Consider the following 12,914-nt stretch of genomic DNA (forward strand, 5'->3'; position numbering starts at 1 on the left):
CTCCGCACGCGCCTGAGCTCCACGCTCCTCCTCCGCACGGGCCAGTTCCGACGGTGACGAGCCAGGCGGCGCCGGCGGTGGCGCCGGGAGGTCGGCCATGGGCAGCCCTGGCAGCAGGCCGTTGTTTATCGGTCCCGGGATGTACGGAGGGGGGCCGTCCCCCTGGCCGGGTGGTTCGGCGACACCCGCGGAGACCTCGGCCCGAGTGGGCTGGAAGGCCGGATTGAGCGGGTCCTGCGACGGGTCCGGCGGAATCCCGCCGTCCATCTGGCGGATGGCTTTCCGGTACTCGGGGGTGGCGTGCGCATTGACGTAAGCACTGGCGTTCCACAGGGCGCCAAAAGCAGCGGCGGCAGCGGGAAGCCGCTTCAGAATCTTTCCTGTCGCCCCCTTTGCGGCATCCTCGCCCGCTGGCGCGGGAAGCGGGCGCACGTTGTCCGGGTTCCTCAGATTCTGCACACCGGTCACGAGCTGATCGGCATGGAAGAAGCCGGTGTAGCCACCGTCGGCCGTACGCCCCCAGAAGTCGCCCCAGTTCCACTCGGGGCCGGGAGCGGGCTCGTTCGCGTGGTCGTTGGCGTTCGCGCCACCGGGCCGGTTCCCGCCTTCAGGCGTCGGCGGAGCGCTGTCCGCGGGAGCCTGCTGTCCGGCCGCGGGTCCCGGGCCCGGTGCCCCGGGCCCGGGGGACGGCTCGGGCGCGGCCCCGGTCCCGCCGTGCGTCTGGTCGTACTGCGGTACTCCGGGCTCGTAGTCGGCCCATTTCCCGGAGAAGAAGCCGGACATGGGTGGCCCGAGCGGTGGTATGAGCCCCGTGCCGAGCCCCGTTTCTCCGGCCTGCGGGGGCGTCGGAGGCGGCGCCGGCACCTGACGGCTGTCCTGTTGCTGACGGTGGGAGTGCTGGTGCCGGTCCGCGGCCTGTGCCTGGCCGGGCTGCGAGACCGCAGGCAGCAGCCAGGCGCCGATCCCCAGCGCCCCCGTCACCGCTGCCGCACGGATCAACTGGCGGTCCCACAGCGGCGTGGCGTTCCGCTCCGGCCGCCGCGCCGAGAACACCGAGCGTGCCGCCTTCGGCCGCTCACCGGATCCGTCGGCACCGCACGTGCCCGACACCACGACGTGCGTCAGCTCGCCCACCGTGCCCACCGGTACCTCGATCACGGCACCGCCGCGCTGGTAGGAACGCCTCGTGTGTCCCGGCTGCGCTGCCATGTACGTGACCCGCCCGAGCCCGGCGAGCTCCTCGACGTCAACGCTCAGCACCACTGCCGCCGACAGCTCCAGGCCGGTATGTTGCCGATCCCACCAGGCCTGGAGCCGCGACGCCGCGTCCGGTGCCGCGAACTGGTGCTCGTACATCGTCGGTACGAGCACCGGTGCGTGGACGCCGGCCTCGGCCAGCCGTGCTCTCATCCCCACAGCGACGGAGTTGGCCAGGTGGAAGTTCCTGACCAGCACCAGGAAGGCGTGACCCGCATGCTGCTGCTCCGGCACACCGGGACGTGTTGCCGCTTGCGGCGGATGGCCATGCGGATCCGGAACTCTCCGAAGATGCATAAGTGGCGCCTCCTCACGGCTGGACGAGGCGAGCCGGCCCGTTCATCCCTGGACGTGGCCCGACAAGTCCTGGTCTCTTGGTCCGCGGTGACGCTAGGGGCAACCGCGCGGGACCGGTCCCGCAGCGGGTACGGACACTGGACACCGTGCCGTTCGGGTGCCGAGCAGTCCCCACACCGAGAAGCCGACGAACCGAGGAGACCGGCGATGACCCTCTCCACCAGCCTCGCGCGTGGTGTCGCGCCCGCCACACCCGGAACCCTGCACGCGCGCACGGTCACCGACGAGCTCAGCGCACCGCCCCGCCAGGGGGCGACCCTGTGCTTCGGGCGCGGCGAGAAGCCGGACGTGGATCTGGGAGTCGGGGTGGACGACCTGCGGGTGAGCCGGCGGCACGGGGAGCTGGCGTTCCATCAGGGGATGTGGTGGCTGCGCAACACCGGGCAGCAGCTCGTCCGGCTGCCACGCGGCCGGATGATGCACCTCAGCACCGAGCCGCTCCCCCTCGACACCGGCTACACCCCGCTGTTCGTGAAGGGCACGGGCTACCGGGAGCACCTGGTCGAGCTGTACGTGTCGGGCCACGACGACCACGGCCCTGTGTCACGGCGGCGTGCCGAGACCGTACGGCCGGAGATCTTCGCGCTCGATGACGACGAACGGCTGCTGTTGGTCGTCCTCGGCCAGCGGTATCTGCTGTACGAGGAGGATCCCCGCCCCCTGACCTACTCCATGGCCGCCAAGCAGCTCGCCTACCTCCGCCGGGACGCGGGCTGGAACGAACGCAGGATCGAGCACCGGATCGAGGCCGTACGGCGCCGTCTGGACCGCACCGGTTTCCGGTACCCGCTGATGCACGACAAGTCGCAGGGCCGCCCCACCGACAACAGCCTGCTCCACAATCTCGTCAAGGGGCTGGTGGAGTCCACCACGCTCGTGCCGCCGGACCTGGAGCTGATGGAGGACGACGCGGTCTGGCCCGACCCCGCTCCCTGAGCGGACGGCTCCTCCCCCGCACTCACCGGTCGCGGAGTTCGGCGGCGGCGGAGGCCGCGAGGTCGGTGGCCCTCTCGCAGAGCTTGTCCGCAGGTTCGTCGCCGCGGACGGTCAGGCGCACCATCTCGGCCGCCGGGTCGGCCTCCCGGCCGTTGTACCTGCGGTACTCGACGAAGACCTCACAGACGCCGTCGTCGGGCTCGACGACCGTGCGGTACCCGCTGAGGGTGCGGGTGGTGCCGCCGTCCGTCGCGGATCTGGGCTGGTCGCGGAAGAACGCGATCTCCACGCCCAGATCGCCGACGCCGCCCGACCACTTGCAGCTCCAGTTCGCGACGCCGACCTCCGGCACGTCCACCCTGAGGCCGGGCACGGCGGACAGCGCCTTGGTGTCGAGCAGCTCGCAGGCGTTGCTCCAGGCCAGCGACGTACGCGGATAGGCGGCGGAACGTCGGCGCACCGGCCCCTTGTCGAGGACCCGGGCCGCGTACTCCGCGGCCTTGTCCGCGACCGCGCACAGCGTCGCGCTGCCGCCGGCCACCGCGCCCTCGCCCATGTTGACGCGGATGCCGACCAGGCTGCCGTCCGTGCCGCGTCCGGGTGTCAGCAGCAGCTTGCACTCGTCACCCTCCGACTCCTCTTCCCGGATGCCGATGTTCCCGATCGTCCTGGAGGGCTTCGACGTCTCGGGCGCGGAGCCCCGGCGCAGCCGGATCGACACGTCGATCCGGGTCTCGTCGTCGGCCCGCACGAGCACGTCGCACTGGTCGAAGTTGCCGTAGTCCGCGTCCACTTCGGCCTTGCCGAACCGGTCGAGGGCCGCGGGGCCGGCCAGGGCGCACACGTCCGCCCGGTGCGGATCGCCGATCAGGGCCTGCTGCGCGCCGTCCGCACCGTGCTTCCCGGGCCGGCTCTCACCGGACCCGGCAGTGGCGTGGTCGCCGTCGCCCCGGCCGAGGATGACGGCGAGCCCCAAAGCCAGTACGGCGCTGATGCCGAGGGCCGCGATCAGTGGCCGGCGCCACCCGGGACGCCCGGGACGTGAGGGCGCGGGCTGGGGGGCGCCGTCCCCGGAGCGGGCGACGGCCTCCAGCAAGTGCCGGGCCTCGACGGCGCTGGGGCGCTCGTCCGGGTCGCGCCGGAGCATGGCGGCGAGCACGGGTCGCAGCGGCCCCAGGGCGTCGGCGTCCATCTCGACGACACCCTGCTCGGCCTTCCAGTGCCGCAGCCGCTCGGCGTCCTCCTCGCCGTTCCCCGCCCCGCCGGGGGCGGCGTCGCTCCCGGGTGCGCCGCCGCGTGGCGGCGCACCGGTGACCAGGGCGTGCAGCGTGGCGGCCAGACAGAACACGTCGGAGGCCGGGCGGGGGACGTTGCCCCGGGCCAGCTCGGGGGCGGCGTAGTCGGGGGTGAAGCTGAACGGCCCGTTGAGCGTGATGGTCCCCGTGCCGCCGACCCGGTAGGCGGCACCGAAGTCCAGCAGCTTCGCGGTGCCGCGCCGGGTGAGGCCGATGTTGGCGGGCTTGACGTCGCAGTGGACGACGCCCTCCTGGTGCAACGCGGCCAGGGCGTCGGCGAGTTGTGCACCGATGCGGGCCGCCCGCGCGGGAGCGACCGGCGGCAGCCGGTCCAGTCCGCCGCCGGGCACGTGCTCCATGACGAACCAGTACGTCTCCGCGTCGGTGCCGCCTCCGCCTTCGTCCGGCTGCACGGTCACGACGTCGAACAGGGTGACGACGTGGGGGTGGTCACGGAACTTGGCCATCGCACGCGGTTCGCCCAGCAGCCGCGACGCGGCCGTCTCGTGATCCCCCTCCGGCAGCTCGGGCTTCAGCGCGACGTCCTGGCCCACCACCGTGTCGTGGGCCAGCCACACCTCCCCGCCCCGCCCTGCGCCGATGACCTCCTTGAGGAGGTAGCGGTCGGCGAAACCGTCCCCGGAACGCACGGATCTTCCCCCTCGGTCGACGCCGGAACGCACATGGAGCGCAGCGTGCACGCGCGTCGAATCTACTGCCTGCGAAGGCCCGTACGCAGTCTCTCCTCGGAGTCTTCATCTCGCCTGCGCAGGTGGGCAGTTGGCCGACGGGCGGAACCGACCGGCGCGGCGGCGCCGGCCCCGTAGCGGCTGCTGCCGGGAGGGGTCCCGGCAGCCGCTACGGTACGCGTCGGCCGGAAGCGCACACCGTCGACACAGGAGGAGACCTCCATGCCAGGAACTCGGACCATGATGCTGGCCGGTATCACCGCGGCCGTCTCGACCGCCACGCTCACACTGTCCGCCCACGCCGACACCGCGGCCCGGCACGAGCCGGAGGCCGCCGCCCGGTGCGCGTACCCCGCCGACGTCCTCGACCTGACGAACTGGAAGCTGACCCTGCCCACGGGCGACGACGAGGACCCCACCGAGATCACCCAGCCCGAACTGGCGGCCTTCTCCGCCGATCCCTGGTTCCGGGCCGACGACGGCTGCGACGCGGTCAGCTTCCGGGCCGCCGTGAACGGTGTGACGACGGGCGGTTCCAGCTACCCGCGCGCCGAGCTGCGGGAGATGACCGACAACGGTGCGGACGAAGCCGAATGGTCCACCACGGACGGCACCCACACCCTCGTGGTCACCGAGGCGTTCACGGCGCTGCCCGAGGAGAGGCCGTACGTGGTCGGCGCGCAGGTCCACGGCGGGGACGACGACGTCACCGTCTTCCGTCTGGAGGGCAGCAAGCTCTACATCACCGACGGCGACGACCGCCACCACCACCTCGTCACCGACGACTACGAACTGGGCACCGAGTTCGAGGCGAAGTTCGTGGCCGAGGACGGGAAGATCTCCGCCTACTACAACGGCGAGTTGCAGACCACTCTCTCCCACGACGGTGACACCAACTACTTCAAGGCAGGGGCCTACACACAGGCCAACTGCGACAACGCCGCGCCGTGCGACGACGACAACTACGGCGAGGTCCGCATCTCCCGCATCGAGGCCACCCACTCCTGACGGCGGACGCGCCGCAACCCGCCCGCCGTCAGGTGGTGTACGCGGTGTACGCGGACCAGGTGCCCTCCGGGCTCAGGCCAGCCCGTGTTTGCGCAGGACCCGGCGCTGAGCCGGCGTCGGGTCGAGTGGCCAGTAGACGTAGCAGACGCCGCCGGGCCGTCGCCGACCGTCCCCCAGGCGCGACCGCCTTCCCCCACCGGGCCGCCGTCGGCGTCGTGCAGTGTGACGCCGCCACGCAGATGTCGCACGAAGCGATCTCGCTCTACGACCCTCGCCGGCGCCAGGCGATCGACCGCAGCCTCACCCAGAGGCTGCGGTCAGGCAGACCCATGCGCCGTCCGAAGATCGCCCGCCGGCCCACCGGGCGTAAGATCATCCGCGGATGGTGTCCATCACCGCCCGCCCCGCCGAGGTCGAGGACCGCAAGACCCCGGGCCATCGGGAGGGCGATCTCGTGAGGGGCACCCGCCCCTCGGCGGTCGCCACGCTGGTCGAACGCACCAACCGCTACACGGCCCTCGTCGCGCTGCCCGACGGCATCAAGGTGAGCAGGTCACCCCGCACCTCACCAGGAATCTGCTCGGTATCCCGCCCCAGCTACGACGAACGCTCACCTGGGACCGAGGCCGGCAGAGGGCCGAGCACCAAGCCATCACTGCCGATACCGGGATGCCGATCTACCTCTGCAAGCCGCGCAGCCCGTGGCAGCGCGGCACCAACGAGAACACCAACCGATTGCTGCGGCAGTCGTCCTTGATCCAGGCGGTGATGTCGGTAGGGGCGTCGGGGTCGTTGACGAGGCCGAGCCAGACGGGGCGGCTGCCGTTCCCACGGCCTTCGGCGGAGGGCGGGACGACGATGACGTTGGCGCGTTCGCAGGCGTCGAGGCAGTCGGTGACGCGTACGGTCGCGGTGCCGTCGAAGGCCTGGCGCAGGTCGCGGAGTTGGGCGGCGTGGTCGAGGCCGGGGATCTCGGGCGTGCCGCAGCAGCAGCCGCGGCAGACGGTGACGGTGGGCCGTGCGGCCCCTGGGGCGGGGACCGCACGGCGGGTGCGTTTGCTCACGCGGTGTCCTTGGTGAGGCGGGGCCAGGCGGCCTCGCGCAGCAGGCGCAGGCCGTTGAGGCCGACGATGACGGTGGAGCCCTCGTGGCCGGCGACGCCGAGGGGCAGGGGCAGGCTGCCGAACAAGTCCCAGGCGACCAGGACGGCGATGAACGTGCCGGCGATCACCAGGTTCTGCACGACGAGGCGGCGTGCGGTGCGGGAGAGCTGCACGATTGAGGGGATGGTGGCGAGTTCGTCGCGGACGACGACGGCGTCGGCGGTCTCCAGGGCGAGGTCGGAGCCTGCCTTGCCCATCGCGATCCCGGAGTGCGCGGCGGCCAGGGCGGGGGCGTCGTTGACGCCGTCGCCGACGACCAGCGCCCGGCGTCCCTGGGCTTCCCATTCCTTGACGGCCGTCACCTTGTCCTGGGGCAGCTGGTGGGCGCGGACGTCGGTGATGCCGACTTCGGCGGCCAAGTGCCGGGCGGCGCGTTCGTTGTCGCCGGTCAGCAGGATGGGCGTGTGGCCGGTCAGGCGGGTGAGGGCGGCGACGGTGACCGCGGCGTCCGGCCGCAGCCGGTCCGCGATCCCGAGCACGCCCACCGGTTCCTGGTCGCGCAGGACGACAACCGCGGTGCGTCCAGCCTCTTCCAGTTCGGCCACCACCGCCTGGTGCGGCTGGTGGGCGGGGCGGTCCAGCAGCCGGGCGGGAGCGCCGATGGTGAGGGTGTGGCCGTCAACGGTGGCGGTGACGCCTTGGCCGGGGCTGGAGGTGAAGTCCTCGGCGTCGCTCAGGGGCAGGCCGCGTTCGCGGGCGGCGGCGACGACGGCCCGGGCGAGCGGGTGCTCACTGGGGTGCTCGGCCGACGCTGCCAGGGTGAGAAGCGTGTCCTGGTCCAGGCCGCTGCCGGGCAGCGGGCGCAGGTCGGTGACGCGGGGGGTGCCTTCGGTGAGGGTGCCGGTCTTGTCCAGGGCGACGGTGTCGATCTGGCCGAGGCGTTCCATGACGACGGCGGACTTGGCGAGCACACCGCGCCGGCCGGCGTTGGCGATAGCCGACAGCAGCGGCGGCATGGTGGAGAGCACGACGGCGCACGGCGAGGCGACGATCATGAACGTCATGGCCCGCAGCAGCGCCGAGGAGAGGGTGTCGCCGAAGGCGAGCGGGACTGCGAAGACGGCGAGGGTCGCGATCACCATGCCGATCGAGTAGCGCTGCTCGATCTTCTCGATGAACAGCTGGGTGGGGGCCTTGGTCTCGGAGGCTTCCTCGACCATCTTCACGATCCGGGCGATCACCGAGTCCGAGGGGGCGCGCTCGACGCGTACGCGCAGGGCGCCAGTGCCGTTGACGGTGCCGGCGAACACCTCGTCCCCGGCCTGCTTGGCGACGGGGAGGGGCTCGCCGGTGATGGTGGCCTGGTCGACATCGCTGGCCCCGTCCAGAATCTGACCGTCCGCGCCGACCCACTCGCCGGGCCGGACCAGGACCGTGTCCCCGACCGCCAGCTGCTCGCTGTCGACCGTCTCCTCGGCGCCGTCGGGCAGGAGCCGGGTGGCGGTCGTGGGGGCGAGGTCGAGCAGCCCGCGCACGGAGTCGGCCGTGCGGGCGGTGGCGACGGCTTCCAGGGCGCCGGAGGTGGCGAAGATGACGATCAGTAGCGCGCCGTCGAGGACCTGTCCGATCGCGGCAGCCCCCAGGGCGGCGACGACCATCAGCAGGTCCACGTCCAACGTCTTGTCCTTCAGGGCCTTGCAGCCTTCCCAGGCCGGCTCCCAGCCGCCGGTGACATACGTGGCGGCGAACAGGGTGCCCCACAGCCACGCCGGTCCGCCCAGCAGGTAGACCGGCAGCGCGAACAGGAACAGCACCAGCGCCGCGAGCACCCATCGGGCTTCCGGCAGCGCCAGGAGGCGGGTACGGCGCCGGGGCGGGACCGGCCGCACGGAGCCGACGGGTGGTGCGGACCGCTGCTCGTCCAGGACTGAAGACATGACAAAACAACCCTTCACGGGCGGAACGACTGCAACCCCTCCACCATATAGGAACATCTGAATAGGTTTTCAAGTGTCACCGATATGATGGGGCCATGGGCCACGGACGCGACACCACCACCAGCAGCGCCAGCACCCGCGAACGCCTCGACGCGGTCGGCACCGCCGATGTCGCCGCTACCCTCCAGGCCCTGGCCACACCCTCCCGGCTTCACATCCTGGCCCGCCTCCAGGAAGGCCCGTGCGCGGTCGGAGAACTGGCCGAAGCCGTCGGCATGGAAGCCTCCGCCTGCTCCCACCAGCTCCGGCTCCTGCGCAACCTCGGTCTGGTCACCGGCGAGCGGCAGGGCCGCTCCATCGTCTACTCCCTGTATGACAACCATGTCGCGGAGCTCCTCGACCAGGCCCTCTACCACGTCGAACACCTGCGCCTGGGGCTGCACGACACCCCAGCCCGTGCGACCGCCCCGGCCGCCGCCGGGCGCTGAGCACAAGCCCGGCGCACCGGTGCGTCAGCCCTGTTCGCCGTCGTCGTCCTCGCCAAGCCCGGGAGCGTCCGGCTCGCGCAGCGGGCGCAGGGAGCCGGCGGCCGGGACGCTGGCGGTGAAGCTGTAGCGGCCGAGCAGGTTCAGGTTGCGGTGCTTGAGCGGGGAGAGGCGGGCGATGTCCTCGTCTCGGATCTCGTGGCCTTCGGCGCGGAGCTGGGCGACGGCGGCGATGTACTTCGTCGTCCAGAGCACGACGGCGTTGAGGACCAGGCCGAGCGCGCCGAGCTGGTCCTCCCTCCCGTCGCGGTACGCCTGGTGGATCGTGCCGCGCTTGCCGTGGCACACGTCCCGGGCCAGCTTGTGGCGGGACTCCTGCACGGTGAGCTGCCGGTTCATCTGCCGGCGGTGTCGTCGACCGGGTCGACCATGCGCAGCAGGTGTTCGGTCTTGGCGATCCGCCCGTACTCGGCGAACGCCGCCCCGAGCGGGGTGCGGCGGCCGTCGCGTCCGAACATTGGCAGCAGGTCGTAGGCGCGGACCTGGTTGGTGACCAGGGAACCGGCGACCTTCAGTATGTCCGGCCAGTGCGTGATCACCTTGTTCAGGTTCACGCGGTTGCGGGCCAGCTGATTTCGACACCGGCATGCTGCGGTTGCGGCGTCAAGTCGTGCGCACCAACGCACGAGGCGGTCGATATGCCGCCCGGTACGCGCCACTCAAACACCGTAAAGAAGATGAATGGCGCGACGTTCCCCTGCCTGAGCCCGCGTTCTCTCTGGCCCCTACTTCCCCATCCTGAGCGCATCCGAGACGATCCCCTACCCGGATGCCCTGGGGAAATCGTGGAACCGTGCAATCAGGCGGCTGGGCATGCGTCCGTACACGCCGCACGATCTGCGGCACAAGTGGGCCACCGTGACCCTGACGAACGGCGTCTCCATCCACGAGGTGTCCCGCTGGCTGGGGCACCGTTCGATCAAGGTCACGGTCGACCGCTACGGGCACCTGACGCAGGATGGTCGCGAGCGCTGCCGTCAGGTTGTGTCCGCCGTGTATGCGGACCACATGCCCTCCGGGCTCAGGCCAGCCCGTGTTTGCGCAGAACCCGGTGCTGAGCCGGCGTCGGGTCGACGGGCCAGTAGACGTAGCAGACGCCGCCGGTGCCGCTCTTGACCTTGCCGTCGGCGTCCTTGCGCTTGGTCCGCAGCCAGATGTTCTCCCACTGCCGCCGCTTGTAGACGTGGCGGACCGATGCGTTGTCCGGGGAGTTGGGGTCGTTGGCGATGACGTCGCCGTCCCCGGTGAAGCCGATGACGGTCATCAGGTGTCCTGACGTGCCGTAACCGGCGCCGTCGAGTTCGGACTCGATGAAGGACTGCGAGGTGATCAGCGGGATGCCCGCGGCGACGAACTCCTCGGCGTCGTTGAGGGAGCTCATTCGGGTGACAACGGCGTTCATGTCCCGGTAGGAGGCGGCGTAGGCGCCGTTGAACGGCCAGTTGCCGCAGCCTTCGTACTGGTAGTCGAAGGTGTAGCGGGCGGCGTGGCAGACCTGGGGGTCGGCGTAGTCGGGGTTCACCCAGGACAGGTCCTCGGCCGTGGGTTTACGGCCCCAGTACTCGATGATCATCTGCGAGGAAGTGGGGCTGCACCAGGCCTCTCCCCCGTTGTCGTACTCGGGGTACTGCCCCTTGTGGATCTCCTGCGAGTAGCGCGGCACCTTCAGCTCGACCGCCCGGCCCAACCCCGGCTCGGAGGCGGGGACCTCGAACCGTTCCGGCACGTCCGAGCACATCGCGCCGGCCCGCCACACGGTCGGGGACGTGTCGGAACCGGGGGCGCGGTAGAGGGTCAGCCGCAGCCGGTAGGAGGCGAGGCGCAGTCCGCCGGCGAGGTCGTCGATGGAGAAGGTGTCGGTGTAGACGGTGCTCTTGCCGTCGCTCTGGCCGTCGACGGAGGTGCGGCGCGGCACGTCGTCACCGTCACCCGAGGTCCATACGCCCATCGTGTACCAGGGCGTGTCCGTGCCGTCGGAGTAGGTGCCGCGCACCTCGGTCCTGATCCAGGTGCCCTTGGGGGTGTGGGCGTTCCAGGAGGCGATGAGTTCGCCCGCGGGCACGGCGCTGGTGTGACGGGGCGAGGTCCAGGTGGCGTACTCCCAGGTGGCCGTCTTCTTGGTGTGCGGGTCGGTGTAGTCGGTGCGGCCCGCGGGGGTCGCCAGGACGATGCCGGGGCGGTGCCCCGGCCTCACCTCGGTGCCCTCGGCCTGTCCCGAGGCCCAGTCCCGCCGCGTGGACCAGGTGTGCAGCTCCACGTTCCCTGCCTTCCCCGGCCTGCCCGGCCTGTACTTGCCCGGCCTGTGCTTGCCCGGCCCGCCGGGCGTCGCGGTGGGACCACCCGACCGGCTGTCGGCTGCCAGGGCCGCGGGTGCCGCGACGGCCGAGGCGGCCACCGCGACGGCGGCGGCCAGAACAGTGCGGCGGTTGGCGGTTCTGCTGGTCATGCGTGGTGCCCCCAGTCGGTGGGTCGGTCAGTCGATGATCCGGCGCGGCGTTCTCACAGGTGCGCGGGCGTCTGCGGACAGCCCACTATTACGGCTCGGGAGGGCCCGTGCCCAGAGCTTCGCCCTTTCGGCACGCCGTCACCATTGGCCCGGCCAGTGGCGGGTCGGTGCGGCCGGTACGGGGAGCCGGTCCGGGGCCCGTCGGAGGAGCCGGTCGGGGGCCCGTCGGAGGAGCCGGCCCGGGGGCCCGTCGGAGGAGCCGGTCCGGGGGCCTGTCCGAGGGCCGGCCCGAGGCCCGTCCGAGAAGCCGGCCCGAGGCCCGTCCGGGGCCCGTCGGAGTGCGGCCGGTGCCCGTGCCGCACATCCGTGCGAGGCGCCGCGTACGCTGGAGAAATGCCCGGTCCCCGCTCCCTCGAAGCGCTCGCCCGCCGCCTCTCGGCTCTGCCCGCCTCCTGCGGCCCCGTGCGGCTGGTGGGTGTGGACGGGCACGCGGGTTCGGGCAAGACGACCTGCGCGCGGCGGCTCGCGGCCCTGCTGGAGGGCGCTCCGGTCCTGCACCTGGACGACGTGGCCAGTCACGAGGCGCTCTTCGACTGGACGGAACGGCTCACCGCCCAGGTGCTGCGCCCCCTGGAGCGTGGCCGCGGCGCGCGCTACGGCGTCTACGACTGGGTGGCCGGGGCCCGCACCACGCAGGCCGTGCTTCCGCCCGCTCCGGTCGTCCTCGTCGAGGGCGTGGGGGCGGGACGGGCGGCGCTGCGGCCCTCGCTGGCCTGTCTGTTGTGGATGGACGTACCGCGCGAGGAGGCCTGGCGGCGCGGCCAGGAGCGGGACGGCCCCGCCCAGCGGGGATTCTGGGAGTGCTGGATCCCCGCGGAGCGGGCGCACTTCGCCGCCGACCCCTCCCGCCCCTTCGCGGACTTCCTGGTGCGGGAGAGCCGCGAGAGGCAGGAGTGGTACGAGGTGTCCGGGCGCACGGGAGAGGCCCCGGTCTCTCCGGTGAATATGACCCTCCGTATAGCTCAGGGCAGTTGACATCGATCTGCGGCACTCAGTGCAACCGCGCGGCTTGACCCGTGAGCCTCGAACCGATTACTTTTCCAACAGGCGGTCTACGCAGGCCGTCTGCGGACGCGAAGCCCCCGGTTGTTCCCCCGTGACCGGGGGCTTCGTTCTGCTCCGGAACGGCTAAGCGGAAGCAGTACGACGCATTTCCCTCACGCTTCGTAGCGGCTTTGCGCACGCCTCCGCACCCGGCGGGCCCCGCGCCCCGCTCCCGGACSMMACAGCGCGGGAACCCCGGGTGATAACCGGCAGATGACGGGGGACGTTTCGTGGGGG

The 12,914-nt window shown here is 71.8% G+C and carries 9 protein-coding genes and 2 pseudogenes; 5 read left to right on the forward strand and 6 right to left on the reverse strand.

The genetic code is table 11. The annotated features are described in order from the left end of the window. Positions 1–1,491, reverse strand: a pseudogene (locus tag AB8Z75_RS21975) (hypothetical protein); the annotation flags it as partial. 270 nt (positions 1,492–1,761) lie between these two features. On the opposite strand from AB8Z75_RS21975, the gene AB8Z75_RS21980 reads away from it, so the two are divergent. After that, a complete protein-coding gene (locus AB8Z75_RS21980) occupies positions 1,762–2,550 on the forward strand; it encodes an FHA domain-containing protein (RefSeq protein ID WP_369204599.1) in 789 nt (262 codons plus the stop codon). Between the two features lie 22 nt (positions 2,551–2,572). On the opposite strand, the gene AB8Z75_RS21985 is transcribed toward AB8Z75_RS21980, so the two are convergent. Continuing rightward, a complete protein-coding gene (locus AB8Z75_RS21985; protein WP_369204601.1) occupies positions 2,573–4,495 on the reverse strand; it encodes a serine/threonine-protein kinase in 1,923 nt (640 codons plus the stop codon). A 261-nt stretch (positions 4,496–4,756) separates the two neighbouring features. Here AB8Z75_RS21985 and AB8Z75_RS21990 point away from each other — a divergent pair, with 261 nt between their 5' ends. Then, positions 4,757–5,542 carry a polysaccharide lyase family 7 protein gene (locus AB8Z75_RS21990; protein WP_369204602.1) on the forward strand — a complete coding sequence of 262 codons (786 nt, stop codon included), beginning with the start codon at positions 4,757–4,759 and terminating at the stop codon, positions 5,540–5,542. Between the two features lie 677 nt (positions 5,543–6,219). On the opposite strand, the gene AB8Z75_RS21995 is transcribed toward AB8Z75_RS21990, so the two are convergent. Together AB8Z75_RS21995 and AB8Z75_RS22000 are read right to left on the reverse strand one after the other, a co-directional pair. Continuing rightward, a complete protein-coding gene (locus AB8Z75_RS21995) occupies positions 6,220–6,606 on the reverse strand; it encodes a (2Fe-2S) ferredoxin domain-containing protein (RefSeq protein WP_369204604.1) in 387 nt (128 codons plus the stop codon). Next, the gene (locus tag AB8Z75_RS22000) at positions 6,603–8,582 is read right to left on the reverse strand and encodes a heavy metal translocating P-type ATPase (RefSeq protein WP_369204606.1); all 1,980 of its coding nucleotides are present in this window, start codon (positions 8,580–8,582) and stop codon (positions 6,603–6,605) included. The genes AB8Z75_RS21995 and AB8Z75_RS22000 overlap by 4 nt, the downstream gene beginning before the upstream one ends. A gap of 95 nt (positions 8,583–8,677) precedes the next feature. Here AB8Z75_RS22000 and AB8Z75_RS22005 point away from each other — a divergent pair, with 95 nt between their 5' ends. Next, positions 8,678–9,070 carry an ArsR/SmtB family transcription factor gene (locus AB8Z75_RS22005; protein ID WP_369204608.1) on the forward strand — a complete coding sequence of 131 codons (393 nt, stop codon included), beginning with the start codon at positions 8,678–8,680 and terminating at the stop codon, positions 9,068–9,070. Between the two features lie 24 nt (positions 9,071–9,094). Here AB8Z75_RS22005 and AB8Z75_RS22010 read toward each other — a convergent pair. Further along, a pseudogene (locus AB8Z75_RS22010) lies at positions 9,095–9,702 on the reverse strand (Tn3 family transposase); the annotation flags it as partial. Between the two features lie 199 nt (positions 9,703–9,901). Between AB8Z75_RS22010 and AB8Z75_RS22015 the strand changes: the two are divergent. After that, a complete protein-coding gene (locus tag AB8Z75_RS22015; protein ID WP_369204614.1) occupies positions 9,902–10,243 on the forward strand; it encodes a tyrosine-type recombinase/integrase in 342 nt (113 codons plus the stop codon). Here AB8Z75_RS22015 and AB8Z75_RS22020 read toward each other — a convergent pair. After that, entirely contained in the window at positions 10,149–11,573 is a 1,425-nt protein-coding gene (locus AB8Z75_RS22020; RefSeq protein WP_369204610.1) for a peptidase C39 family protein, read from the reverse strand. The genes AB8Z75_RS22015 and AB8Z75_RS22020 overlap by 95 nt on opposite strands. A gap of 393 nt (positions 11,574–11,966) precedes the next feature. Between AB8Z75_RS22020 and AB8Z75_RS22025 the strand changes: the two genes are divergently transcribed. Beyond that, positions 11,967–12,608 carry a uridine kinase gene (locus AB8Z75_RS22025; protein WP_369204612.1) on the forward strand — a complete coding sequence of 214 codons (642 nt, stop codon included), beginning with the start codon at positions 11,967–11,969 and terminating at the stop codon, positions 12,606–12,608. Positions 12,609–12,914 lie beyond the last annotated feature (306 nt).

The organism is Streptomyces sp. PU-14G (assembly GCF_041028275.1).
Classification (GTDB): Bacteria; Actinomycetota; Actinomycetes; order Streptomycetales; family Streptomycetaceae; genus Streptomyces.

Bases quoted from the DNA above. Each gene is read 5' to 3' on its own strand.
- AB8Z75_RS21980 (WP_369204599.1), top strand. From the start codon at position 1,762: ATGACCCTCTCCACCAGCCTCGCGCGTGGTGTCGCGCCCGCCACACCC.
- AB8Z75_RS21990 (WP_369204602.1), top strand. From the start codon at position 4,757: ATGCCAGGAACTCGGACCATGATGCTGGCCGGTATCACCGCGGCCGTC.
- AB8Z75_RS22000 (WP_369204606.1), bottom strand. From the start codon at position 8,582: ATGTCTTCAGTCCTGGACGAGCAGCGGTCCGCACCACCCGTCGGCTCC.
- AB8Z75_RS22005 (WP_369204608.1), top strand. From the start codon at position 8,678: ATGGGCCACGGACGCGACACCACCACCAGCAGCGCCAGCACCCGCGAA.
- AB8Z75_RS22020 (WP_369204610.1), bottom strand. From the start codon at position 11,573: ATGACCAGCAGAACCGCCAACCGCCGCACTGTTCTGGCCGCCGCCGTC.
- AB8Z75_RS22025 (WP_369204612.1), top strand. From the start codon at position 11,967: ATGCCCGGTCCCCGCTCCCTCGAAGCGCTCGCCCGCCGCCTCTCGGCT.